The 24,544-nt window shown below is 71.6% G+C and carries 19 protein-coding genes; 14 read left to right on the forward strand and 5 right to left on the reverse strand.

Features of this window, described 5'->3' with window-relative positions; all coding sequences use genetic code 11:
* Window positions 1-203: 203 nt before the first annotated feature.
* Window positions 204-470, reverse strand: coding sequence for a 30S ribosomal protein S20 (rpsT, locus tag AC07AW_RS08695; RefSeq protein WP_188270270.1), 267 nt, complete (start codon window positions 468-470; stop codon window positions 204-206).
* Window positions 471-655: 185 nt separating this feature from the next.
* Between rpsT and lepA the strand changes: the two genes are divergently transcribed.
* The 4 genes from lepA to hemW all read left to right on the forward strand — a co-directional run bounded on the left by lepA (window position 656) and on the right by hemW (window position 11,628).
* Entirely contained in the window at window positions 656-2,524 is a 1,869-nt protein-coding gene (gene lepA / locus AC07AW_RS08700) for a translation elongation factor 4 (RefSeq protein WP_478814724.1), read from the forward strand.
* Window positions 2,525-2,692: 168 nt separating this feature from the next.
* On the forward strand, window positions 2,693-4,570 hold the full coding sequence (locus tag AC07AW_RS08705; protein WP_478814725.1) for an AMP-dependent synthetase/ligase: 1,878 nt from the start codon (window positions 2,693-2,695) through the stop codon (window positions 4,568-4,570).
* 127 nt (window positions 4,571-4,697) lie between these two features.
* Complete coding sequence (locus AC07AW_RS08710) at window positions 4,698-10,331, forward strand: AAA domain-containing protein (protein ID WP_478814726.1); 5,634 nt, start codon at window positions 4,698-4,700, stop codon at window positions 10,329-10,331.
* Between the two features lie 55 nt (window positions 10,332-10,386).
* Window positions 10,387-11,628 carry a radical SAM family heme chaperone HemW gene (gene hemW, locus AC07AW_RS08715; protein ID WP_478814727.1) on the forward strand — a complete coding sequence of 414 codons (1,242 nt, stop codon included), beginning with the start codon at window positions 10,387-10,389 and terminating at the stop codon, window positions 11,626-11,628.
* Between the two features lie 108 nt (window positions 11,629-11,736).
* Here the strand turns inward: hemW and AC07AW_RS08720 are convergent, their stop codons facing one another.
* The 3 genes from AC07AW_RS08720 to AC07AW_RS08730 form a co-directional block, all read right to left on the reverse strand.
* The gene (locus tag AC07AW_RS08720) at window positions 11,737-12,072 is read right to left on the reverse strand and encodes a peptidoglycan-binding domain-containing protein (protein ID WP_478814728.1); all 336 of its coding nucleotides are present in this window, start codon (window positions 12,070-12,072) and stop codon (window positions 11,737-11,739) included.
* Window positions 12,073-12,280: 208 nt separating this feature from the next.
* A complete protein-coding gene (locus tag AC07AW_RS08725) occupies window positions 12,281-13,096 on the reverse strand; it encodes a DUF3097 domain-containing protein (RefSeq protein ID WP_478814729.1) in 816 nt (271 codons plus the stop codon).
* 10 nt (window positions 13,097-13,106) lie between these two features.
* Window positions 13,107-13,835 (reverse strand): MBL fold metallo-hydrolase, encoded by a 729-nt coding sequence (locus AC07AW_RS08730; RefSeq protein WP_478814730.1) that lies wholly within the window; start codon window positions 13,833-13,835, stop codon window positions 13,107-13,109.
* A 146-nt stretch (window positions 13,836-13,981) separates the two neighbouring features.
* Between AC07AW_RS08730 and hrcA the strand changes: the two genes are divergently transcribed.
* The 4 genes from hrcA to AC07AW_RS08750 all read left to right on the forward strand — a co-directional run bounded on the left by hrcA (window position 13,982) and on the right by AC07AW_RS08750 (window position 18,049).
* Complete coding sequence (hrcA, locus tag AC07AW_RS08735) at window positions 13,982-15,001, forward strand: heat-inducible transcriptional repressor HrcA (protein ID WP_478814731.1); 1,020 nt, start codon at window positions 13,982-13,984, stop codon at window positions 14,999-15,001.
* Window positions 15,002-16,141 carry a molecular chaperone DnaJ gene (gene dnaJ / locus AC07AW_RS08740; RefSeq protein ID WP_030684863.1) on the forward strand — a complete coding sequence of 380 codons (1,140 nt, stop codon included), beginning with the start codon at window positions 15,002-15,004 and terminating at the stop codon, window positions 16,139-16,141. It abuts the gene before it with no gap.
* Window positions 16,142-16,226: 85 nt separating this feature from the next.
* Window positions 16,227-17,309 (forward strand): nitronate monooxygenase, encoded by a 1,083-nt coding sequence (locus AC07AW_RS08745; RefSeq protein WP_478814732.1) that lies wholly within the window; start codon window positions 16,227-16,229, stop codon window positions 17,307-17,309.
* A complete protein-coding gene (locus AC07AW_RS08750; RefSeq protein ID WP_478814733.1) occupies window positions 17,306-18,049 on the forward strand; it encodes a 16S rRNA (uracil(1498)-N(3))-methyltransferase in 744 nt (247 codons plus the stop codon). Before AC07AW_RS08745 ends, AC07AW_RS08750 begins: the two co-directional genes overlap by 4 nt.
* A gap of 190 nt (window positions 18,050-18,239) precedes the next feature.
* On the opposite strand, the gene AC07AW_RS08755 is transcribed toward AC07AW_RS08750, so the two are convergent.
* Entirely contained in the window at window positions 18,240-18,599 is a 360-nt protein-coding gene (locus tag AC07AW_RS08755; protein WP_478814734.1) for a hypothetical protein, read from the reverse strand.
* Window positions 18,600-18,674: 75 nt separating this feature from the next.
* Here AC07AW_RS08755 and AC07AW_RS08760 point away from each other — a divergent pair, with 75 nt between their 5' ends.
* The 6 genes from AC07AW_RS08760 to AC07AW_RS08785 all read left to right on the forward strand — a co-directional run bounded on the left by AC07AW_RS08760 (window position 18,675) and on the right by AC07AW_RS08785 (window position 24,528).
* Entirely contained in the window at window positions 18,675-19,988 is a 1,314-nt protein-coding gene (locus AC07AW_RS08760) for an ATP-binding protein (RefSeq protein WP_478814735.1), read from the forward strand.
* Window positions 19,985-21,079, forward strand: a complete 1,095-nt coding sequence (locus AC07AW_RS08765) for a tetratricopeptide repeat protein (protein ID WP_478814736.1) — start codon at window positions 19,985-19,987, stop codon at window positions 21,077-21,079. Before AC07AW_RS08760 ends, AC07AW_RS08765 begins: the two co-directional genes overlap by 4 nt.
* 98 nt (window positions 21,080-21,177) lie before the next feature.
* Window positions 21,178-21,537 carry a histidine triad nucleotide-binding protein gene (locus AC07AW_RS08770; RefSeq protein WP_478814737.1) on the forward strand — a complete coding sequence of 120 codons (360 nt, stop codon included), beginning with the start codon at window positions 21,178-21,180 and terminating at the stop codon, window positions 21,535-21,537.
* A 3-nt stretch (window positions 21,538-21,540) separates the two neighbouring features.
* Entirely contained in the window at window positions 21,541-22,446 is a 906-nt protein-coding gene (locus AC07AW_RS08775; RefSeq protein WP_478814738.1) for a ribonuclease Z, read from the forward strand.
* A 2-nt stretch (window positions 22,447-22,448) separates the two neighbouring features.
* Window positions 22,449-23,447, forward strand: a complete 999-nt coding sequence (locus AC07AW_RS08780) for an adenosine deaminase (protein WP_478814739.1) — start codon at window positions 22,449-22,451, stop codon at window positions 23,445-23,447.
* Window positions 23,448-23,616: 169 nt separating this feature from the next.
* Window positions 23,617-24,528: an RICIN domain-containing protein gene (locus AC07AW_RS08785; protein WP_478814740.1), complete on the forward strand. Its 912-nt coding sequence runs from the start codon at window positions 23,617-23,619 to the stop codon at window positions 24,526-24,528.
* The last annotated feature ends 16 nt before the right edge of the window (window positions 24,529-24,544 follow it).

The raw sequence follows: 24,544 nt of genomic DNA on the forward strand, positions 1-24,544 counted from the left end.
TCGGCTCCACCAAGGTCAACCCGTTCGGATCCACCCACGACGAAGGCCCCGCTGCTCCTGGGGAAGGAGGCAGCGGGGCCTTCGTCGTTGTCGCTGGTGGGCTCGCGCCCGCGTGGCGAACGCGTCCGTGCGCGAGTCCGGGTGGCCGGGCGGGAGCGGGGTAGAGGGCCCGCTGAGTCCCGTACGGCCGATCACATCAGAGCTCAGCCCTGGAGGGAGGCAACCTTGGTGGCCAGCGCCGACTTCTTGTTGGCGGCGGCGTTCTTGTGGATGACACCCTTCGAGACAGCCTTGTCGAGCTGACGCGAGGCGGCGCGAGTGGCAACGGTGGCCTTCTCGAGGTCGCCGGCGGCGACAGCCTCACGGGCCTTGCGGATCGCGGTCTTGAGCGAGGACTTGACGGCCTTGTTGCGCAGGCGCGCCTTCTCGTTCGTCTTGTTCCGCTTGATCTGGGACTTGATGTTCGCCACGAAAAGAGCCTTTACAGGTTCGATGTTCCTTCTGGATGCGCCTCGCAGCTGAGAGGGCATACGAGACACAGCTGTCCACACTATCAGCCACCCTCGGGGCCGCCCAAACCGGGCGCAGGGCGGCGGGCATGGGACCATGGTCTCTACGTATCCGTTCTGAACATCGCCCGAGACGAGATCACTGCGTGCCCGCGACTCCTACCAACGTGCCCGAGCCGAGCCGTACCGACCCGGCTCTGATCCGCAACTTCTGCATCATCGCGCACATCGACCACGGCAAGTCCACGCTTGCCGACCGGATGCTCCAGCTGACCGGTGTGGTCGACCAGCGGCAGATGCGTGCCCAGTATCTCGACCGGATGGACATCGAGCGGGAGCGCGGCATCACGATCAAGTCCCAGGCGGTCCGGCTGCCCTGGGCGCCCACCGACGGGCAGGGTGAGGGCAGGACGCACATCCTGAACATGATCGACACGCCCGGGCACGTCGACTTCACCTACGAGGTCTCCCGGTCGCTCGCCGCCTGTGAGGGCACGATCCTCCTCGTCGACGCGGCGCAGGGCATCGAGGCGCAGACGCTCGCCAACCTCTACCTGGCGATGGAGAACGACCTCACGATCGTCCCCGTCCTCAACAAGATCGACCTGCCGGCCGCCCAGCCGGAGAAGTTCTCCGAGGAGCTGGCCAACCTCATCGGCTGCCAGCCGGAGGACGTCCTCAAGGTCTCCGCGAAGACCGGCATGGGCGTCGAGGCGCTGCTCGACCGTGTCGTGCGGGACGTCCCGGCCCCGGTCGGTGTCGCCGACGCCCCCGCCCGCGCGATGATCTTCGACTCCGTCTACGACTCCTACCGCGGTGTCGTGACGTACGTCCGAGTCGTCGACGGTCAGCTCAACAAGCGCGAGCGCATCCGGATGATGTCGACCGGCGCGACGCACGAGTTGCTCGAGATCGGTGTCTCGTCGCCCGAGATGACCTCTTCCGACGGTCTCGGCGTCGGCGAGGTCGGTTACATCATCACCGGCGTGAAGGACGTCCGTCAGTCCAAGGTCGGTGACACGATCACCTCCCTGCACCAGGGCGCCACCGAGCCGCTCGGCGGTTACAAGGACCCGAAGCCGATGGTCTTCTCGGGCCTCTACCCGCTGGACGGCTCCGAGTACCCGGACCTCCGCGAGGCCCTCGACAAGCTGCAGCTCAACGACGCCGCGCTGGTCTACGAGCCGGAGACCTCCGCCGCCCTCGGCTTCGGTTTCCGCGTCGGCTTCCTCGGTCTGCTCCACCTCGACGTGATCCGTGAGCGGCTCGAGCGCGAGTTCGGGCTCGACCTGATCGCCACCGCGCCGAACGTGGTCTACCGCGTCGTGATGGAGGACGGCAGCGAGCACACCGTCACCAACCCGAGCGAGTTCCCCGAGGGCAAGATCAGCGACGTGTTCGAGCCGGTCGTGCGTGCCACGATCCTGGCCCCGAGCGAGTTCATCGGCGCGATCATGGAGCTCTGCCAGACCCGCCGCGGCACCCTGATCGGCATGGACTACCTCTCCGAGGACCGGGTCGAGATCCGCTACACCCTGCCCCTCGCCGAGATCGTCTTCGACTTCTTCGACCAGCTGAAGTCCAAGACCCGCGGTTACGCCTCCCTCGACTACGAGCCCACCGGCGAGCAGGCCTCCAGCCTGGTCAAGGTCGACATCCTGCTGCACGGCGACAAGGTCGACGCCTTCTCGGCCGTCACCCACAAGGACGCCGCGTACGCCTACGGTGTCCGGCTCGTCGCCAAGCTGCGCGAGCTCATCCCGCGGCAGGCCTTCGAGGTGCCGATCCAGGCCGCCATCGGCTCCCGGGTCATCGCCCGCGAGACCATCCGCGCCATCCGGAAGGACGTCCTCGCCAAGTGCTACGGCGGTGACATCTCCCGTAAGCGGAAGCTGCTGGAGAAGCAGAAGGAAGGCAAGAAGCGCATGAAGATGGTCGGCTCGGTGGAGGTGCCCCAGGAGGCCTTCATCGCCGTCCTGTCGAGCGACGAGTCCTCCGGCAAGGGCAAGAAGTAGCTGCCTTATGCACCGAATGGGCCCACGTGCGCAGCGCACGTGGGCCTGTTCGTTATCCAGGGGCCCTTACGTGGCAGCATTTCGGCCTCTACTCTGATCCCGGCTCGAAGGTTACTCGCCAGTTAGTTACGAACCACCAGAAGGCACCGCCGCCGCCCGGAGGACGTCGTGAGCGACACACAGACCCAGATCGAGAATCGGCCGCCCTCCGTGGCGGGCCTCTTCCTTGAGCGCGTCGAGCGGACCCCGGATGCGGAGGCCTACCGCTACCCGGTTCCCGCCGCCTCGGGCGCCGGCCCGGACGACTGGAAGTCGCTCAGCTGGGGACAGGCCGCCGAACGGGTCTACGCGATCGCCGCCGGCCTCGTCGACCTCGGCGTCCAGCCCGAGGAGCGCGTCGCCCTCGCCTCCTCCACCCGGGTCGAGTGGATCCTCGCCGACCTCGGCGTGATGTGCGCGGGCGCCGCGACCACCACGGTCTACCCGCAGACGAACGCCGAGGAGTCGGCGTTCATCCTCTCCGACTCCGAGTCGAAGGTCCTCATCGCCGAGGACGCCGCCCAGCTGGCCAAGGCCGTCGAGCGCCGCGCCGAGCTGCCCGACCTCCGTCATGTGGTCGTCATCGACGCCACGGGGGTGGAGAGCGACGGCGAGTTCGTCCTCTCCCTCGCCGAGCTGGAGGCGCGGGGCAAGGCCTATCTGGAGAAGCACCCCGAGGCCGTCAAGGAGCGGGTCGGCGCGATCACCTCCACGCAGCTCGCCACCCTCATCTACACCTCGGGCACCACCGGCCGCCCCAAGGGCGTCCGCCTCCCGCACGACAACTGGTCGTACATGGCCAAGGCCATCGCCGCCACCGGCCTCGTCACCCAGGACGACGTCCAGTACCTCTGGCTGCCGCTCGCCCACGTCTTCGGCAAGGTCCTCACGTCCGGCCAGATCGAGGTCGGCCACGTCACCGCCGTCGACGGCCGCGTCGACAAGATCATCGAGAACCTTCCGGTGGTCCAGCCGACCTACATGGCGGCCGTGCCCCGCATCTTCGAGAAGGTCTACAACGGGGTCGCCGCCAAGGCCCGCGCCGGCGGCGGCGCCAAGTACAAGATCTTCCAGTGGGCCGCCGAGGTCGCCCGCGAGTACGCCAAGGCCACCCAGGACAACTTCCGCCGCACCGGCACCGCCTCCGCGCCCTTCGGCCTCTCGGCGAAGCACAAGGTCGCCGACGCCCTGGTCTACGGCAAGATCCGCGAGGCCTTCGGCGGCAACCTGCGCGCCTGCATCTCGGGCTCCGCCGCCCTCGCCCCCGAGATCGGCTACTTCTTCGCCGGCGCCGGCATCCACATCCTGGAGGGCTACGGCCTCACCGAGTCCTCCGCCGCCTCCTTCGTGAACCCGGGCGAGGCCTACCGCACCGGCACCGTCGGCAAGCCGCTCCCCGGCACCGAGGTCCGGATCGCCGACGACGGCGAGATCCTGCTGCGCGGCCCCGGCATCATGGAGGGCTACCACGGCCTGCCGGAGAAGACCTCCGAGGTCCTGGAGTCCGACGGCTGGTTCCACACCGGCGACATCGGCGAGCTGTCCGCCGACGGCTACCTCCGGATCACCGACCGGAAGAAGGACCTGATCAAGACGTCCGGCGGCAAGTACATCGCGCCGGCCGAGGTCGAGGGCCAGTTCAAGGCCGTCTGCCCCTTCGTCTCGAACATCCTCGTCCACGGCGCCGACCGGAACTTCTGCACCGCCCTCATCGCCCTCGACGAGCCCGCCCTCCTCGGCTGGGCCGCCGAGCACGGCCTCGGCGGCAAGTCGTACGCGGAGGTCGTCGCCGCCCCGGAGACCGTCAAGCTCATCCAGGGCTACGTCGACCGCCTCAACGAGGGCCTCCAGCGCTGGCAGACGATCAAGAAGTTCCGCCTGCTGCCGCGCGACCTCGACATCGAGCACGGCGAGCTCACCCCGTCCCTGAAGCTGAAGCGCCCGGTCGTCGAGCGCGAGTACAAGGACCTCATCGAGGAGATGTACGCGGGGTCGCGGGAGTCCTGACCCCAGGGGTTCGGGGCGTACCTTCTCGAGTGAACGGCGGGATCAGGAAACCGGAACCCTGCTGTCACGGCTGGCACTTAGGATCTCCGCAAGATCTTCAGGTTGGTCGTTCGTCAGCGAGGTAACCGTGTCAGACCCCGCCGTTGTGCCCGAGGACGCCGCGCGCGTCCGGCAGATCTTCCGTTACCTCGCCGAGGTAGGCGGAAGCCGGACGAAGCCCGTACGCCACGACGACGGGGCGAGGCACGCCCTCTGGTTCGGCGAGCTCCCGCCGCAGTTCCAGGACTTCCTCCGGGGGCCGGTCGGTGGCGACCGGCCCCTGTGGCTGAGCGCGGACCGCCCGCTGGCCGCCCAACCGCCCGCTCCGCCCCAGCCACTCGCCACCTGGCTGGAAGCGGCCCACATACGCGAGTCGGAGCGTGACGCGGCCCCGCGGCCCCGTGACACCGCGGAGGTCTCCGTCTCCGAAGTGACCCCCGACGGCAGCACTCTTACGCGCCTCGTCACGACCACCCTCGACGCCTACCACCGGAAGGACGAGGTGCTGGCCCAGTACGAGGACTGGGAGCCGCTCTGGATCGGCTGGGCCCGGAACGACCGTGTCATGAAGCCGGTGGTACGGGCCTACGACCGCCTCTACCGTGTCCACGAGGACGTCAGCGACCTCGGCGAGAGTTTCGAACTCCTTCTCGGTCTTGGTCATCTGACCTGGCAGTCGGGCGACGAACCCGTCCGGCGTCACCTCGTCACCTGCCGGGCGGTCATCGCCCTCGACCCGGACACCGGCACCATCACCGTCGGCCCGGATCCCGAGCAGGGCGCCTTCGTTCTGGACGAGTCGATGCTCGACGCCGACCAGAAGACCCGGGCCCACACGCGGGAACTCGTCCTCAAGGATCTCGAAGCGTCCGGCGATGCCACCGAACCGGACGGCCGCGACCTGCTGCACCGTGCCCTCAACACCTGGGCGATCGCAGCCCATCAGTCGGGAGAGTACGTCACCGACCCTGCCCGCCCCGGCCGGAGCGGCCACAGGACCGCACCCATCGTCCACTTCGCACCGGTTCTCCTCCTGCGCGAGCGGACCCGCCGCAGCATGCAGGAAGCCCTCCATGGCATCGCCCGCCTCATCGAGCACGGAGCCGAGCCGACCCGGCTGCTGCGGGCGATCGCGGGTACGGACGACACGGCCCCGCTCGATGACTCAGGTCGCCCCGACAGCCAGGACCGGAGCGGGGAAGGGGCCCAGCCGCAGGAGCTCTACTTCGCTCTGCCCTCCAACGATGAACAGCGCACGATCGCCGAACGGCTGCGGGACCGCAGCCTCGTCGTCGTCCAGGGACCGCCCGGCACCGGCAAGACGCACACCATCGCCAACCTCGTCACCGATCTGCTCGCTCACGGACAGCGCGTGCTGATCACCAGTCACACTTCGCGGGCCCTCAGGGTCCTCAAGGAGAAACTTCCCGTCTCCGTGCGGGAACTCTGCGTGAGCCGCACGGACGAACTGACGGCCCAGCAGGAACTGGAGCAGTCGGTCAAGGCGATCCTCGACCGACAGGGCGAGTTCTACCCGCGCGACTACGAGCGGCGTATCAAGGGCCACGAGGAGAAGCTGCGCGCCGCCCGCTCCATCCAGGCCGGCTCCCTCAAGGAACTTCGCGCGATCCGCGAGCGGGAGACCTACCGCCATCCCGTGGGCATCGGCGATTACCAGGGCACGCTTGCGCAGATCGCGAGCCGCCTCCACGACGAGCGTCCTGCCCATGCCTGGATAGGCACCGTTCCCGCCCCTGAACCCCTCATGGGTGTCGAGACGCTGGCCGAACTCCGGCGGACCTCCCTCGCGTTCACCGCACGGCACCGGGCCCTGGCCGCTTCCGTCTCCGCGAAGCTCCCCGCGGCACAGGCGCTCCTGTCCGGACCGGAGTTTGCCGAGGCCGTGGCCTCCGTCCGAGCCGCGGAGGCCGATCTGGCTGTCCTGCGCGAGGCGCCACAGGCATCCGGCCTCGACGGGACCGTCTCAGGCCTGCCCGTGGACCGGCAGGAAAGCCTTGCGCGGGCACTGGACGACTTCCTTACGGCCATGGCCGAGAGCGCGCAGGAGCACACGCCGTGGTTCGTCACACTACGCGGGGAAGCGCTCGATGGAAGGGAACACGAAGTCAGGGACCGGTTCGACCGCTCCCGCGCCGCCCTGGAAGCGGCCGGAGAGGCCGCGGACTCCTGCGGGAACGCCCTGGTCAGCGGTTTGGAGAACCTGACCGTGGCGGACGCGCTCGGCCTGGCCACCACCCTCCGTGACGGCCTGGCCGGGGGAGAACGGCTCCGTGGCCCTCTCGGCCTCAAGACCCGGCTGCGCAAGGCTGTGGGGGACTTCCCGGAGACCGTGAAGGTCGACGGGCAGACCGTGCAGACCCAGAGCGCCGCCGAGACCGTGCTCCAGCGCGTACGCCTGGAACGCCATCTCCAGGAGACCGAGGAGGAGTACGGGACCGTTGAGCCCTGGCAGTCGCCCTCCCGCAGGCTGGCGCGGCTCCGGCAGCAGGTCCAGAGCCTGGAGACCCTGGTGACACTGGCCGATCGCCGCACGGCGCTCGTGCGGGCGGCATCGGGCACCCCCGGCTTCGCGGGCCTCGCCTGGCAGCACGACGAGCCCCGGACGACCGTGGCGGCGCTGCTGCGCGCCCACGCCGCCAGCCGCAAGGCCGCTGCACCGCGCCGACAGCTGGGGGAGACCGCCTCCGCACTCGGCGCTGCCGCCCTGCTGCGCGGCGCTCCGCCCGCAGTGGATCGCGCCCGGCGAGCCGCCGAGGAAGGGGACGTGAAGGCGTACGCCGAGGCGATCGGGGAGCTGGAGGAACTGCGGGAGGCGCTGGCCCGCAAGCATGCCTGCGACCTGGCCTACTCCGCGGTCGCCGACCATCTGCCCGAACTCGCGGACCAGCTGGAGGCGGAAGCCGAGTCTCCCGCCTGGGACGAACGGCTGCGCTGCTACGAGGAGGCTTGGGCCTGGTCGGCCTGGTCCCTCCGGATGGACGAGCTGACCGACCCCGCTGCCGAGAAGCGGGCCCTGGCCCGCCTCTCCCAGGCCGACGCCGACATCCGCATCGGCCTGGAGCGGCTCGCGGCCGACAAAGCGTGGTACGGCTGTCTCTCCCGGCTCACCGACGACCAGGCGGTCGCACTCACCTCGTACCAGCAGAACGTCAGACGGCTGGGCAAGGGGACCGGGAAGTACGCGCATCGGTACCGGCAGCAGGCCAGGGAGAGCCTCAAGGCGAGCCAGGAGGCCGTCCCGGCGTGGATCATGCCGCTACACGCGGTCACGGACACCGTCCCGATGGACCGGTCCGGCCGCTTCGACGTGGTCATCATCGACGAGGCGAGCCAGTCAGGGCCCGAGGCGCTGCTCTTGGCCTGGCTCGGCGCCAAGATCGTCGTGGTGGGTGACGACAAGCAGGTCAGTCCGGCCAACGTCGGAATCGACCACGACGAGCTCTTCGCCATCCAGGGCAGGGTGCTGAGCGGCCTCCCCGACTTCCGGCGCAGTCTGTTCGCGCCTACGGCAAGCTTCTTCGACATTGCCTCCGGCCTGGCCGGCGGGCGCGGGCGCCTCATGCTGCGCGAGCACTTCCGCTGCATGCCCGAGATCATCGGCTTCTCGAACGAGCTCTGCTACGGCGGCAAGCTCCAGCCGCTGCGGCAGTACGGTGCCGACCGGCTCTTGCCGCTGCGCTCGGTCCACGTGGCCGACGGCTACGTGGAAGGCGCCGGTCAGAAGCAGGTCAACCGGCCGGAGGCCGAGCGTCTGGTGGAGACGGTGGTCCAGTGCATCGAGGATCCCGCGTACGCGGGCCGCACAATGGGTGTGATCACGCTCCTCGGGCAGGGCCAGAAGTACCTCGTCGAGGACCTGCTCGCCGATCGCGTCCCGCTCGACGAGCGGCAGCGGCGCCGCCTCCGGGTCGGCAGCGCGGAGGAGTTCCAGGGCGATGAGCGGGACATCGTCTTCCTCTCCGCGGTGGCGTCGCTGACCGGTTCTGAGGGACCGCGGAGGATCGGTTCGTACAGCAACACACTGTCCCAGCAGCACATCAACGTGGCGGCATCCAGGGCCCGGGACCAGGTCTGGCTCTTCCACAGCGTCACCCTGACCGAACTCGCCGAGTCGGACTTCCGTCGCCGGTACCTCGACTGGTTCTCCCGCCCCGCGGAGCAGCTGGACGGATCGGGTCTCGGCGACGTCACGGCTGATGAGCCCCACGAGGCCTTCGACAGCCTCTTCGAGCAGCGGGTTTTCCTGGCCCTGCGGCGGAGGGGGTACCGGGTACGGCCGCAGTACCCGGCCGGGCGGTACCGCATCGACCTCGTTGTCGAAGGCGGTACGCGGCGACTTGCCGTCGAGTGCGACGGGGACGCCTACCACACCGAGGAGAACGCGGACGCGGACGCGGCCCGGCAGCGCGAGCTGGAACGGGTCGGCTGGACATTCGTACGGATCAGGGGAAGCCGCTACTTCCTCGATCCGGAGAAGGCTCTGGAACCCTTGTGGGCCGAGCTCGACAAGCTCGGCATCGAGAAGGCGACGAGCGGAGGGGCAGTCGTTGCGGGTGTCGCCGCAGCTGTACTCGATGAGACGCCGCTCCTTCCTTCCCAGGCCGGAGCCGCACCCGTGTCTGAGCCCGAGCAGGCACCGCTCGTTCCGCGCGTGCGGACAGGGGAGCCGGTTCCTTCGCGGCAGAGGCCCAAGGGCTCGGCGCAGTCGCAGCCGGTGACGCCTGTCGCTGCCACAACGGGCGAGAGCGAAGCCGTGGCGGACAGGCCGCGGTGGACCCTTGATCCGACAGGGTTTCGTACCGTCGCTTGGTTGCGTCGAGGCGAGGTCAACGCGGCGCAGCACGCGTTCAGCATGAGGCGTACGGTCCCCGACGACGAGGATGCCACGGGGGCGGCCCGATTCCTGTCCAAGGCGGGAACGGCCGGCGGCGACCTCGTAGAGGTCGTCAGGGCGGGTGAACCGCTTGTGCGACTCACACACGACGAGGTGCAGGGGGTCATCCGCGCGGCTGTGGCCAAGACGGATGTTCCGGTTCTCGCGGGCGATCGCCAAGTCGCTCTTGTGCGGTACCATGATCGGCGGTCAGCCGAGGCGGTTCGGCACGGCTCCTCCACGGAGCTGCTTCGCCGACCCGCCCGGGAGCAGGAGTCCCGAGCGTCCAGGGCGAAGTCTCCGGCGCCGCGAGCGCGGGTCGCCGTGACACCGGCGGTCGTGGCGGACAGCGTTCCCTCGGCCAGAGACCGCCGTATCAAGGTGGACCGGCTGTCCGTCACCGCCTACCGCAGGGTCCAGCGCGAACTGGACAGGATCAGGGACGAGCTCGAGAAGCCCCTCCCCGAGGTGGTCGCCGTCGATTCCGCGTCCTGGCGGGCGCAGCAGGCCGGCCGGGAGCAGCTGCAGAAGACGCTGCTGGACCGTAAGGAGTTTCTGCGAAGGCTTCTGGACGAGGTGGCGGTCGATCCCGGCAGCGGTGGCGGCAGCCTCGTCACGCCGGGTTGCCTGGTCGGAGTGGAGGACCCGGACGACCCCGGTATCACTACGTATGAGATCGCGCTGCGGCCCGGCGAGGAAGCGGAGAAGCTCAGCCCGTACACCCCGCTGGGAGAGGCCCTGCTCTGGAGCGAGGTGGGAGACACCGTCCGGTGGAAGACGGAGGACGGACGGCGGCACAGCGTGATCGTTCGCTACGTCGACAGCTGACCCGGGGACGGCAGTGACCCCGCGGGCCGGAGGTTCACTCGGGCAGTACGGGACAATGGATCCCATGCCTTCCGTACTGCCCGATGGTGAGCCCGTGCCCGACGACGGGGCGCTGCCCCCGCGCGCCCTCGAAGGGGCCGGGGAGCGGCCGCTCGGGTTCTATCTGCACGTGCCGTACTGCGCGACGCGCTGCGGCTACTGCGACTTCAACACGTACACGGCGAGCGAGCTGCGCGGTACGGGCGGTGTGCTCGCCTCCCGTGACAACTACGCCGAGCAGGTCGTCGAGGAGATCCGGCTCGCCCGGAAGGTCCTCGGGGACGACCCGCGGCCCGTGCGGACCGTCTTCGTCGGCGGCGGCACGCCGACGCTGCTCGCCGCCGGGGACCTCGTACGGATGCTGGGGGCGATCCGGGACGAGTTCGGGCTCGCGGACGACGCCGAGGTGACGACGGAGGCGAATCCGGATTCCGTGAACCCCGCCTATCTCGCCGAGCTGCGGGACGGGGGCTTCAACCGGATCTCCTTCGGGATGCAGAGCGCCCGGCAGCACGTGCTGAAGATCCTCGACCGCACGCACACGCCGGGGCGGCCCGAGGCGTGCGTCGGGGAGGCGCGGGCCGCCGGGTTCGAGCACGTCAACCTCGACCTCATCTACGGCACGCCCGGGGAGTCCGACGACGACTGGCGGGCCTCGCTGGAGGCGGCCATCGGCGCCGGGCCCGACCATGTCAGTGCCTACGCCCTGATCGTCGAGGAGGGGACGCAGCTCGCCCGGCGCATCCGGCGCGGTGAGGTGCCCATGACCGATGACGACGTGCACGCCGACCGGTACCTGATCGCCGACGCGGCCTTCGAGGAGGCCGGCTTCTCCTGGTACGAGGTGTCCAACTGGGCCACCTCCGAAGCCGGGCGCTGCCTCCACAACGAGCTGTACTGGCGCGGCGCGGACTGGTGGGGCGCCGGGCCCGGGGCGCACTCGCACGTGGGCGGCGTCCGCTGGTGGAACGTGAAGCATCCCGGCGCGTACGCCGCCGCGCTCGCGGAGGGGCGTTCTCCCGGCGCCGGGCGGGAGATCCTCGCCGAGGAGGACCGGCGCGTCGAGCGGATCCTCCTGGAGCTGCGGCTGCGGGAGGGCGTCGAGCTGTCGATCCTCAGGCCCGCGGGCCTCGCGGCCTCGCGCAAGGCGCTGGGGGACGGGCTGCTCGACCCCGCGTCGTACGAGGCGGGGCGCGCGGTCCTGACGCTGCGGGGGCGGCTGCTGGCGGACGCGGTGGTGCGGGACCTGGTGGACTAGGACGGGGCCTGTCCGGCGGATCAGGGCCCGACAGGCCCCAGGGGGCGAAGGGCGGCCTCGCGGAGGTGGGCCCGGCGTGCCCCCGGGCGGGGGCACGCCCTGGGGGTGTCAGTGGCTCGGCAGGTACCGGTAGCAGTAGTTCGCCGTCTCCGGGTTGTACGCCCGCAGGGTCTCCAGCATCTTGTCGCCGGTGTTGGGCCCGACGATGCCGTCCGCCTGGGAGTCACCCAGCTTCCAGCGCTGGAAGGCGACCACGCCCCACTGCGTCTGCTCGCCCCAGATGCCGTCCTCGGCCAGGTCGACGGGGTAGGCATTGGCCCAGTTCACCGCGATCTGGGCGCACTTCACGCCCTCGCCCTGGCTGCCGTACGAGAGGTAGGGGGCACCCGGGCGGGCACTGGCGGTGCCCGCCAGGCCCGTCACGGCGACAGCGGTGGCGGACACGAGCAGTGCGGCCCTCGTGAATGCGGGGTGGGAGAACACGGATTCCTCCGGATGACGTGACGGTGGCGGCGCGGCGGAAGGACGGCGCCGGTGAAGACTCCGCCACGCTCGCACGGACCCGTCCGCCGTGGCGCGGATCCGGAGTCCCGAGACGCCGGGACACCCCTGTCCCGGGACACCGGGCCGCGCCTTCCCGGGACGCGTCCGCCTACGGCTCCCGCGGCGCCGTCACGAAGTCGATCAGTTCCTCCACGCGCCCGAGCAGCTCCGGTTCCAGGTCCTTGTAGGACGTCACGCGCTTGAGGATCGCCTGCCAGACCGCGCCCGTGTTGTCCGAGGGCCAGCCGAGGGCGCGGCAGACGCCCGTCTTCCAGTCCTGGCCGCGGGGGACCGCCGGCCAGGCCGGGATGCCGAGGGAGGACGGTTTCACGGCCTCCCAGACGTCGATGTACGGGTGGCCGACGACCAGGACGTCCGGGGAGGTCACCCGGGCGGCGATCCTCGACTCCTTCGAGCCCGGCACCAGGTGGTCCACCAGGACGCCGAGCCGGGCGTCCGGGCCGGGGCCGAACTCCGCGACGATCGCGGGCAGGTCGTCGACGCCCTCCAGGTACTCCACGACCACGCCCTCGATCCGCAGGTCGTCGCCCCAGACCCGCTCGACGAGCTCCGCGTCGTGGCGGCCCTCGACGTAGATCCGGCCCGCCCGCGCCACGCGCGCGCGAGCGCCCGGCACGGCGACCGAGCCGGAGGCCGTACGGGTGGGGCGTACCGGACCGCCCGAGGCCGGGCGGACCAGGGTCACGACCTTGCCCTCCAGGAGGAAGCCGCGCGGCTCCAGCGGAAAGACCCGGTGCTTGCCGAAGCGGTCCTCCAGGGTCACCGTGCCCGCCTCGCAGCGGATCACCGCCCCGCAGAAGCCCGTGGTGACCTCTTCGACGACCAGGTCGGGGTCCGCCGGGACCTCCGGGACGGGCTTCGGCTTCTTCCAAGACGGCGTCAGGTCCGGGTTGTAGCTGCGCATTTGGGCGACGCTACGACACCTCGAAGCGGCGTGCCAGTTCATCGCGCTGTGCCCGGACGAACGTGGCGTCCACCACCGCGCCGTGTCCCGGAACGTACGCCGCCTCCTCGCCGCCCAGGGCGAGCAGCCGGTCCAGGGCGTCGGGCCAGCGGGACGGGATCGCGTCCGGGCCCGCCTGCGGCTCGCCCGACTCCTCCACCAGGTCGCCGCAGAAGACGACCTCCCGCGCGCCGGGGACGCAGAGCGCCAGGTCGTGTCCTGTGTGGCCGGGGCCCACGTTCGCCAGGAGGACCTGGCGGTCGCCCAGGTCGAGTGTCCACTCGCCCGAGACCACGTGCCGCGGTGCCACCAGGAGGTCCGCCGCCTCCGCCGCCGCCTCCGCGTCAAGACCCTGCTGTACCGCGTCCGTGCGCAGCTCCTCCCGGTCCCGTACCCGCCGCATCAGCTCGTCCGAGCCCACCGCGCCGAAGACCTCCGCTCCCGCGAACGCCGCCGTGCCGAAGACATGGTCGAAGTGGGGGTGGCTGAGTGCGATGTGTGTCACCTTCCGGCCGCCCGTGAGTGCCGCCACCTGTGCCCGCAGTTCGGCACCCTCCGCCATCGAGGAGCCCGTGTCGTAGAGCAGCACCCCCCGTGTGCCCAGGACCAGCCCGACCGTGGCGTCCCAGCCGGGCAGCCGTCGCCGGCCCACCCCGTCCGCGAGCCGCTCCCATCCGTACGCTTCCCAATCCACGTCCATGGGGCGACGCTAACCGGTGCGGGCGCCGCCTCCTTGCCAGGAGCGATGTCCGCCGCCGTACACTGGCCGGGGGATCGCTGGCACTCGGACAGGGCGAGTGCCAAAAGCGGAGCAACCGGAACGACGACAGCTGGAGGTGCGCCACGATGCTCAGCGAACGCAGACTCGAGGTCCTGCGCGCCATCGTCCAGGACTACGTCGGGACGGAGGAGCCCGTCGGCTCCAAGGCGCTCACCGAGCGCCACAAGCTCGGCGTGTCGCCCGCCACCGTGCGCAACGACATGGCCGTCCTGGAGGAGGAGGGGTACATCGCCCAGCCTCACACCAGTGCCGGGCGCATCCCGACCGACAAGGGCTACCGCCTCTTCGTCGACCGGCTCGCCGGCGTCAAGCCGCTGTCGACACCCGAGCGGCGCGCCATCCACAACTTCCTCGACGGAGCCGTCGACCTCGACGACGTCGTCGGGCGTACGGTACGACTGCTGGCCCAGCTGACCCGCCAGGTCGCCGTCGTGCAGTACCCCTCGCTGACCCGCTCGACCGTCCGGCACGTGGAGCTGCTCTCGCTGGCCCCCGCCCGCCTGATGCTCGTCCTCATCACGGACACCGGCCGGGTCGAGCAGCGGGTCGTCGACTGCCCCACGCCCTTCGGCGAGACCTCGCTCGCCGATCTGAGGGCCCGGCTCAACAGCCGGGTCGTCGGCCGCCGGTTCGCCGACGTGCCGCAGCTGGTGCAGGACCTCCCCGAGTCCTTCGAGGAGGTCGAGGACCGCGCCACGGTCTCGACCGTGCTCGCGACCCTCCTCGAAACGCTCGTCGAGGAGCACGAGGAGCGGCTGATGATCGGCGGCACCGCCAATCTCACCCGCTTCGGACACGACTTCCCCCTGATGATCAGGCCCGTCCTGGAAGCCCTGGAGGAGCAGGTCGTGCTCCTCAAGCTGCTCGGCGAGGCCAAGGAATCGGGCATGACCGTACGCATCGGGCACGAGAACGCGCACGAGGGGCTGAGCTCCACGTCCGTCGTCTCGGTCGGCTACGGTTCGGGCGGCGAGGCAGTCGCCAAACTCGGCGTGGTCGGACCGACCCGCATGGACTACCCCGGAACGATGGGAGCGGTACGCGCAGTGGCACGTTACGTCGGACAGATCCTGGCGGAGTCGTAAGTGGCCACGGACTACTACGCCGTACTCGGCGTGCGCCGCGACGCTTCCCAGGACGAGATCAAGAAGGCGTTCCGGAGGCTCGCGCGCGAGCTGCACCCGGACGTCAATCCCGATCCGAAGACGCAGGAACGCTTCAAGGAGATCAACGCCGCCTACGAGGTCCTCTCGGACCCGCAGAAGAAGCAGGTCTACGACCTCGGCGGCGACCCGCTCTCGGCCTCCGGCGGCGGTGGCGCGGGCGGCGGCTTCGGGGCCGGTGGCTTCGGCAACTTCTCCGACATCATGGACGCCTTCTTCGGCACGGCCTCGCAGCGCGGCCCGCGCTCGCGCACCCGCCGCGGCCAGGACGCCATGATCCGTCTGGAGATCGACCTCAACGAGGCGGCCTTCGGCACGACGAAGGACATCCAGGTCGACACGGCGGTCGTCTGCACCACCTGTTCGGGTGAGGGTGCCGCGCCCGGCACCTCCGCGCAGACCTGTGACATGTGCCGCGGCCGCGGCGAGGTCTCCCAGGTCACCCGGTCGTTCCTCGGCCAGGTCATGACCTCCCGCCCCTGCCCGCAGTGCCAGGGCTTCGGCACCGTCGTCCCGACCCCGTGCCCCGAGTGCGCGGGCGACGGCCGGGTCCGGTCCCGTCGCACGCTGACGGTCAAGATCCCGGCCGGCGTCGACAACGGCACCCGCATCCAGCTCGCGGGCGAGGGCGAGGTCGGCCCCGGCGGCGGCCCCGCCGGCGACCTGTACGTCGAGATCCACGAGACGCCGCACGAGACGTTCCAGCGGCGCGGCGACGACCTGCACTGCACGGTCACCATCCCGATGACGGCGGGCGCGCTCGGCACCAAGGTGCCGCTGCAGACGCTCGACGGCGTCGAGGAGATCGACATCCGGCCGGGCACGCAGTCCGGCCAGTCGATCCCGCTGCACGGGCGCGGCGTCACGCACCTGCGGGGCAACGGCCGGGGCGACCTGATCGTGCACGTCGAGGTGACGACCCCGAGCAAGCTCGACGCGGAGCAGGAACGCCTCCTGCGCGAACTGGCCAAGCTGCGCGGCGAGGAGCGGCCCACGGGGCAGTTCCAGCCGGGACAGCAGGGCTTGTTCTCGCGGCTCAAGGACGCGTTCAACGGGCGGTAGGCCTGTGGACCTGGAAAGGGGCGGTATCCATTCTTGGATACCGCCCCTTTCCATGTCCCTCCCTGCGGCATGACACGATGCCCATATGTCCACCACCGCACTGAACGATCTCTCTCGGTTTCCGATCGTGCAGGCCCCCATGGCGGGTGGCGCCTCCTGTCCCGAGCTCGTCGGAGCCGTCTGCGAGGCCGGGGCGCTCGGCTTCCTCGCCGCCGGGTACAAGACGGCCGGAGGCCTGTACCAGGAGATCAAGCAGGTCCGCGGGCTCACCGCCCGCCCCTTCGGCGTCAACCTCTTCATGCCGCAGGACGGGCGGCCCGCCGACCCCGCCGCCGTCGAGGTCTACCGCCACCAGCTCGCCGGTGAGGCCACCTGGTACGACACCCCGCTCGGCGAGACCGACGACTCCCGCGACGACGCGTACGACGCGAAGCTGGCCATCCTCCTGGAGGACCCGGTCCCCGTCGTCTCCTTCACCTTCGGCTGCCCCGCCCGCGAGACGTTCCACGCCTTCGACCGCGTCGGTACGTACACGATCGTCACCGTCACCTCCGCCGACGAGGCCCTCGCCGCGCAGCGCGCCGGCGCCGACGCCGTCTGCGTCCAGGGCGTCGAGGCCGGCGGACACCAGGGCACGTACCGCGACGACCCGGCCGACGAAGGCGCCCCCGGCACCGGGCTCCTCACCCTCGTCACCCAGGTCCGCGAGGCCGTCGCGCTGCCGATCGTCGCCGCCGGAGGGATCATGCGCGGCGCGCAGATCGCCGCCGTCCTCGCCGCCGGCGCCGACGCCGCCCAGCTCGGCACGGCCTTCCTGCGCTGCCCCGAGTCGGGCGCGCACCCCCTGCACAAGCAGGCCCTGACGGACCCGCTGTTCACCCGGACCGCCCTCACCCGGGCCTTCTCCGGGCGCCCGGCGCGCGGTCTCGTCAACCGCTTCATGCGCGAGCACGGGCCGTACGCCCCCGCCGCCTACCCCGAGATCCACCACCTCACCGCCCCGCTCCGCAAGGCCGCCGCCACCGCCGGCGACGCCCAGGGCATGGCCCTGTGGGCCGGCCAGGGCCACCGCCTCGCCCGCGAACTCCCCGCCGGGCAGCTGGTCGAGGTGCTGGCCGCCGAACTCGACACCGCTCTCTCCGAGCTGGCCCCCAGGAGCGCCTCATGACCGCACCCGTCTTCGTCGTCGACACCGTCCCCGGTGCCGGGAGCTTCCTCCTGGACGGGCCCGAGGGGCGGCACGCCGTCTCCGTGAAGCGGCTGCGGGCCGGGGAGGAGCTCGTGCTCGCCGACGGGCGGGGCCGCTGGGCCGCGTGCGTGGTGGTCTCCGCCGAGGGCAGGGACGAGCTGACCGTGCGGGTCGACGAGGTCCACGAGGACCCCGAGGAGGAGCCGCGCATCACGGTCGTCCAGGCCCTTCCCAAGGGCGACCGGGGCGAACTCGCCGTCGAGACCATGACGGAGACCGGCGTCGACGCGATCGTGCCCTGGGCCGCCTCCCGCTGCATCACCCAGTGGAAGGGCGACCGGGGCCTCAAGGCGCTCGCCAAGTGGCGGTCCACCGCGCGCGAGGCCGGCAAGCAGTCGCGCCGCACCCGCTTCCCCGAGGTCGCCGACCTCATGACGACCAAGCAGCTCGCCGCCCTCCTCGCGGACGCCGACTTCGCGGCCGTCCTGCACGAGGACCGCGACCACCCCAGCGGCGCCCTCGCGACCGCCGAACTCCCGGCCAAGGGCTCGATCGTGCTGATCGTCGGCCCCGAGGGCGGGGTCTCCCCGGACGAGCTCGCCGCCTTCGAGGCCGCCGGTGCGAAGCCGTACCGCCTCGGCCGCAGCGTCCTGCGCACGTCGACGGCCGGCACGGCGGCGACGGCGCTGGTCCTGGGGCGCACCGGCCGCTGGAGCTAGGGGGTGTCTTGCCGATCAGGCCGGGCTCGCGGCGTCTGGCACCGCGCCTCGCCGCGTTGTCGTCGGTCGGCATGGCTCCGCCATGACTCCCTCCTCCGCCTGCGATGCGTCCCCTCGGCCCTGGCGGGCCTGGGGAGGCCCCAGGCACCAGACGCCGCTCCCTGATCCGGCCTGATCGGCAAGACACCCCCTAGGCCTCCTCGGAGGCCGTGAGCGTGTCGTACAGCGGCCAGGCGTTCTCCTCGCGGACGCCGTGGGCGGTGGGGAGGAGGCCGCGGGCCGCGGCCTCGTCCAGGAACCGTCGTACGACCCCCGGCCTGTTCAGGTTCAGGATGTCGCCGTCCGTCGAGGCCACGTCGCCCAGGCCGAAGGGGTATCCGGCCACGATGCGGCCCGGGCCGTCCCGGAAGACGAGACGGAGCTGCGCGTGGCGGTGCTCCGCGCGGCGCAGCGAGAGCACCGTCCGGCAGTCGGGGTGCCGGTGCCGGACGTTCCACAGCCACACGGTGCCGTCCACGGTCAGTCTGCGCGGCGCGCCTTCCCGTCTCATGCCGCGCACCCTACGCCCCGCGGCCTGCCGCACCCGGTGGACATCGGCCCCCGAACGCTCCTTAGGCTGACCCGCATGGCCGACGAGTCCCCCCTCATCCGCAGTCTGCGCGCCGCCGTGGCCGCCGCCCCCGGTGACGTGCCCCTGCGCCTCCACTTCGCCGAGCTCCTCCTCGCGGAGGGGCGCAACGACGAGGCCGTCGCGGAGGCGGCCGTCGCCCTCCAGCACGCGCCCGGTGACACGGACGCGCGTGCGCTGATGATGCGGGCCATGGGGATGCCGCCCGCCTCCGCGCCCGCGCCCGTCCCCGAAGAGCCGGCCGCGCCCGCGCCCCTTCCCGAAGAGCCCGCCGCGCCCGCGACCGCCGCCGAAGAGCCCGCCGCGCCCGCGCCCTCCTTCGACTGGGACGCCGCCGAGCAGCAGGTGCAGGACCTCGTCGGACCCCGGTTCCTCGACGAACCGCAGGCCGAGGGCGGCGACGGGATCGCCGGGGACGCCGCCGCCTGGGACGTCGACGCCCCCGGCGCCGTACGCCTCGCCGACGTCGGCGGCATGGAGGAGGTCAAGGAGCGCCTGGAGGCCGCCTTCCTCGCGCCCATGCGCAACCCCGAACTGCGCAGGCTGTACGGCAAGTCGCTCCGCGGCGGCCTGCTCCTGTACGGCCCGCCCGGCTGCGGCAAGACCTTCATCGCGCGGGCCGTCGCGGGCGAACTCGGCGCCAACTTCCTCACCGTCTCGCTCTCCGACGTCCTCGACATGTGGATCGGGGCCTCCGAGAAGAACATCCACGACATCTTCGAGACCGCCCGCCGCCAGGCCCCCTGCGTCGTCTTCCTCGACGAGCTGGACGCCCTCGGCGCCAAGCGCTCCCGTACGCACCACAGCGGCCTGCGCAATGTCGTCAACCAGCTCCTCACCGAGCTCGACGGCATCGCGAGCGGCGCCGGCAACGAGGGCGTCTTCGTGCTCGCCGCGACCAACGTGCCCTGGGACGTGGACATCGCGCTGCGCCGCCCCGGCCGCCTCGACCGGACCCTGCTCGTGCTGCCGCCGGACGCCGCCGCCCGCGAGGCGATCCTCCGCTACCACCTGCGGGAGCGCCCCATCGAGGCCGTCGACCTCGGCAAGCTCGTCAAGGCCACCGAGGACTTCTCCGGGGCGGACCTCGCCCATGTCTGCGAGACGGCCGCCGAGACCGCGCTCCTCGAATCGGCCCGCACCGGCTCCGTACGCCTGATCACCACCAAGGACCTGCTCGGCGCGGCCAAGCAGATCAAGCCGTCCACGGAGCCGTGGTTCGCCGCCGCACGGAACGTCGCCATGTTCGCCAACGAGGGCGGCCTGTACGACGACCTCCTCGCCCACCTCAAGCGGAAGCGCAAGCTGTGACCGCATCCACCGCGCTCGCCCGCGCCGAGGCGCTCTACGAGACCGGTCGGTACGCGCAGGCCGGCGAGCTCGTCGCCCGGCACCTGGCGACCGAACCGGAGGACGCCGAGGCGCTCGTCCTGCTCGCCCGCTGCCACCACCGGGCCGGCGAGCGGGCCGCCGCCCTCACCGCCGTCGACCAGGCCCTGCGGGCCGAGCCCGAGCTGCTCGGGGGCTGGCTGATGCGCGTCCACATCCTCCTCGCCGACCGGCGGTTCCAGGAAGCCGAGGCCACCGCCCGGCACGCCGTCGAACTCGCCCCGAACTACTGGGGCACCCACTACGCGCTCGGCACCGCCCTCGCCGAGTACGCCGAACACGCCCGCACGCCCGCGCGTACCGTCGAGGCGTACGAGGCGGCGCGGACCGCCGTCGGCCTCGCGCCCGAGGAGGACGCGGCACACTTCCTCGTCGGCCTCACCGCCCAGCGGCGCGGCGACCACGCCACGGCACAGCGCGCGTACGAGACGACCCTGCGCCTCAACCCGCAGAGCAGCGAGGCCCACAACAACCTCTCGCTGCTGCGCCTGCGCCGCCGCTGGTTCCGGCGCGGAGCCTGGACCCAGGCCGCCGAGGGCTTCGTCGCCTCCGCCGCGCTCGACCTCCAGGACCGCAAGGCCCGCTACAACCTGGAGGCCATGGCCTGGAACACCGCCGCAGGGGCCCGCTGGGTCGCGCTCGTCGGCTTCCTGGCCGCCGCCGTCGCCCTCGCCGCGATCCCCACCCCCGCGACCTGGGCCGACGCGGCCGTCCCGCTCCTGGTCGGCGGGGCCGTGATCGTCGGAGCCTGGACCGGATGGGCGGTGTGGATGGCCCGCCGGGTGCCGCCGCGGCTGCGCCGGCCGATGCTCCTGGTGGCACGCAACTGCCGGCCCGTGCTGTTCATGGCCGGGGCCGTCGGGCTCCTCGGCCTCTACTCGCTCGCCTCGCTCGCCCTGTGGTCCTTCGACTCGGGCGTGGTGAGCGGAGTCGGCACGCCCCTGTTCTGGGGCGTGATCATCACGTACTGGGTGAGCCGCTCCGCGCTCAACCGCCGTGCACCGAAGGACTGAGGGTTTTCCACAGGCTCCCACCGGCTTCCACCGACTGCCGGAGGCGGCGGATAGCATGACCGGGTAGTGATCGTCATCCGACCTAGGAGGTCCGGGACATGGCTGGAGAGCCGCAGAGCGACTGCCTGTTCTGCAAGATCGCGGAAGGGGACGTGCCGGCGACGATCGTGCGCGAGACGGAGACCGTCGTCGCCTTCCGCGACATCAACCCGCAGGCGCCCACGCACATCCTCGTGATCCCGCGCGTCCACTACCCCGACGCCCCCTCGCTGGCCGCCGCCGCGCCGACCGTCGCCGCCGACATACTGCGCGAGGCGGGCGAGATCGCCGAGCAGGAGAAGATCGACGGCAGCGGCTTCCGGATCGTGTTCAACACCGGTGCCGGCGCCGGCCAGACCGTCTTCCACGCCCACGCGCACCTGCTCGGCGGCCGCGGTCTCAACTGGCCCCCCGGATAAGCCGTGTCCGTACGCGAACTGGTCGTCCTCGGGACCGCGAGCCAGGTCCCGACCCGGCACCGCAACCACAACGGCTACGTGCTCCGCTGGGACGGAAGAGGGATCCTCTTCGACCCCGGTGAGGGCACCCAGCGGCAGATGCTGCGGGCCGGGGTCGCCGCGCACGACCTCGACCGGATCTGCGTCACGCACTTCCACGGCGACCACTCGCTCGGCCTGGCCGGGGTGATCCAGCGGATCAACCTCGACCAGGTCCCGCACCCGGTCACCTGCCACTACCCGGAGAGCGGGCAGCGCTTCTTCGAGCGGCTGCGGTACGCCACGGCCTACCGCGAGACGGTGAAGCTGACCGAGGCCCCGGTGGCCGCCGACGGGCCGCTCGCCGTCACCGAGGAGTTCACCCTCGACGCCCGCCGGCTCTCCCACCCCGTCGAGTCCTACGGCTACCGGATCACCGAGCCCGACGGGCGCCGCATCCTGCCCGGGAAGCTCGCCGCGCACGGCATCAAGGGCCCCGACGTGGGCCGGATCCAGCGCGACGGCAGCCTGAACGGCGTCACCCTCGACGACGTCAGCGAGGTCCGGCGCGGGCAGCGCTTCGCCTTCGTCATGGACACCCGGCTCTGCGACGGGGTGCACGCCCTCGCCGAAGGCGCCGACATGCTCGTCATCGAGTCGACCTTCCTCGACGAGGACGTCCGGCTCGCCACCGACCACGGCCATCTGACGGCCGGACAGGCCGCCGCGGTCGCACGGGACGCGGGCGTGCGCCATCTCGTCCTGACCCACTTCTCGCAGCGCTACTCCGACCCCGCCGCCTTCGAACGGCAGGCGCGGGCGGCCGGGTTCGACGGCGAGCTGACCATTGCCCAGGACCTCATGAGGGTCCCCGTACCGAAACGAACGTGAACATGCCTGTACCCAAGGCTGAACTGCACCTCCACATCGAAGGCACCCTCGAACCCGAGCTGGCCTTCGCGCTCGCCGCCCGCAACGGCGTCACCCTGCCGTACGCCGACACCGCCGCCCTCCGCGAGGCGTACCGCTTCAGCGACCTCCAGTCCTTCCTGGACCTCTACTACGAGCTGATGGCGGTCCTGCGCACCGCCGAGGACTTCACCGAGCTCGCCGATGCCTACCTGGAGCGGGCCGCGGCCCAGGGCGTCCGGCACGCCGAGATCTTCTTCGACCCGCAGGCGCACACCGCCCGCGGCGTCCCGATCGGCACCGTGATCGAGGGCCTCGGCGCCTCCCTCGACCGCGCCGAGGAGCGGTACGGGATCTCCACCCGGCTCATCCTGTGCTTCCTGCGCGACGAGTCGGCCGAGTCGGCCCTCGCGACCCTGGAGGCCGCGAAGCCGTATCTGCACCGGATCACCGGAGTCGGCCTCGACTCGGCGGAGGTCGGCCACCCGCCGGCCAAGTTCCGCGAGGTGTACGAGGAGGCCGCCCGGCTCGGCCTGCGGCGCGTCGCCCACGCGGGCGAGGAGGGCCCCGCCGCCTATGTCCGCGAGGCCCTGGACGTCCTCGGCGTGGAGCGGATCGACCACGGCCTGCGCTGCATGGAGGACCCGGAGCTCGTCGACCGGCTGGCCCGCGAGCGGGTGCCGCTCACGCTCTGCCCCCTGTCGAACGTCCGGCTCCGCGTCATCGACACCCTCGCCGACCATCCGCTCCGCACGATGATGACGGCGGGGCTGCTCGTGACCGTGAACTCCGACGATCCCGCGTACTTCGGGGGCTACGTCGGGGACAACTTCGACGGCGTGCGGGAGGCGCTGGACCTCACGGAGGACCAGCTCCGCGAGCTGGCGCGGAACTCGTTCGAGGCGTCCTTCCTGGAGGACGACGAGGAGCGGCGGGCGCGCTACCTGGCCGAGGTGGAGGCGTACGAGTTCGGGGGCCGGTGAGCGGGAGAAACCGGAGTCGGTGAGCGGGGGAAACCGGAGTCGGTGAGTGGGAGAAGCCGGGGCCGGTGATGCGGAGACGTCGGGCGTACGTGTTTTCGGATTGCGGGTTTCCGGGTCCGGCCGTGGGGTGATACTCGGGCGACGACAGTTGTTTCGGGGGGAGCAGCACGTGTCAGACACGCCCGGTCCCACGGGGGACACCACGGCCACGCCGCCGAGTCCCGGAGCCGCGGGAGCCGCTCCGGGAACCGCCCCGGCCGACCGGCCGGCCCCGCATCCGCCCCGGTGGGCCTGGTGGGTGGCCGGGGTGGTGGTGCCCCTGGTCGGCGCTCTGGCGACGGTCCTGACCCAGACGCAGCGCACGGGCAACGCGTCGGCGCCGCCGCCCGCGCAGGTCGTGCCTTCGGCGGTCTCGTCCACCGCGGGCGAGGCACCGGGCACCGGGCCGACGTCCGCGACGCCGTCCCCGACGGCGCCGGGAACGACCACGCCGGGGACGGCCGCGCCCAGCTCGGTGCCGGAACCGAGCGGCGCCCCCACCCGGGCACCGGAGACGCCGCCGCCCGCCCGGCAGTCCCCGACGCGGGTGCCGCCCGCGCCGCGGGACGGCGGCGCCATGGCGCCCCCGGTGGGTCCGGCGGTGCGGATCGTGAACGGCAACAGCGGTCTGTGTCTCGCGGTGCCCGGCGCCTCGACCGCGGTCGTCGACCTGAACCAGTTCGCCTGCGGCCCGTACGCCGACCACTTCTGGCACCTGCGGCCCGCGGGCGCGGACGGCGCCGGACGGGCCCGCTACCGGATCGTGAACGGCAACAGCGGGTACTGCGCGGCCGTGCCGGGGGCCAGCAAGGCCACCGCCGTGAACGTCAACCAGTACCCCTGCGGCGACTACCCGGACCACCTCTGGCGGGTCGAGTACCAGAAGCGGGACACGGCCGGACGCCCGCTCTACCGGATCGTGAACTCCAACAGCGGGCTCTGCCTCGCCGTCCCCGGGGCGAGCACCCGGCAGACGGCGCCGGTCAACCAGTACCCCTGCGGCCCGTACGCCGACCACTTCTGGCGGTTCGGGCAGGGGTGAGGCCTCGGACCCTCAG

It is taken from the genome of Streptomyces sp. NPDC044003 (genome assembly GCF_056435185.1).

Excerpts from the sequence above, each read along its gene's own strand:
- hemW (WP_478814727.1), top strand. The coding sequence starts at position 10,387 with ATGGATCCCATGCCTTCCGTACTGCCCGATGGTGAGCCCGTGCCCGAC.
- AC07AW_RS08725 (WP_478814729.1), bottom strand. The coding sequence starts at position 13,096 with ATGCGCAGCTACAACCCGGACCTGACGCCGTCTTGGAAGAAGCCGAAG.
- AC07AW_RS08730 (WP_478814730.1), bottom strand. The coding sequence starts at position 13,835 with ATGGACGTGGATTGGGAAGCGTACGGATGGGAGCGGCTCGCGGACGGG.
- hrcA (WP_478814731.1), top strand. The coding sequence starts at position 13,982 with ATGCTCAGCGAACGCAGACTCGAGGTCCTGCGCGCCATCGTCCAGGAC.
- AC07AW_RS08745 (WP_478814732.1), top strand. The coding sequence starts at position 16,227 with ATGTCCACCACCGCACTGAACGATCTCTCTCGGTTTCCGATCGTGCAG.
- AC07AW_RS08750 (WP_478814733.1), top strand. The coding sequence starts at position 17,306 with ATGACCGCACCCGTCTTCGTCGTCGACACCGTCCCCGGTGCCGGGAGC.
- AC07AW_RS08755 (WP_478814734.1), bottom strand. The coding sequence starts at position 18,599 with ATGAGACGGGAAGGCGCGCCGCGCAGACTGACCGTGGACGGCACCGTG.
- AC07AW_RS08760 (WP_478814735.1), top strand. The coding sequence starts at position 18,675 with ATGGCCGACGAGTCCCCCCTCATCCGCAGTCTGCGCGCCGCCGTGGCC.
- AC07AW_RS08770 (WP_478814737.1), top strand. The coding sequence starts at position 21,178 with ATGGCTGGAGAGCCGCAGAGCGACTGCCTGTTCTGCAAGATCGCGGAA.
- AC07AW_RS08780 (WP_478814739.1), top strand. The coding sequence starts at position 22,449 with ATGCCTGTACCCAAGGCTGAACTGCACCTCCACATCGAAGGCACCCTC.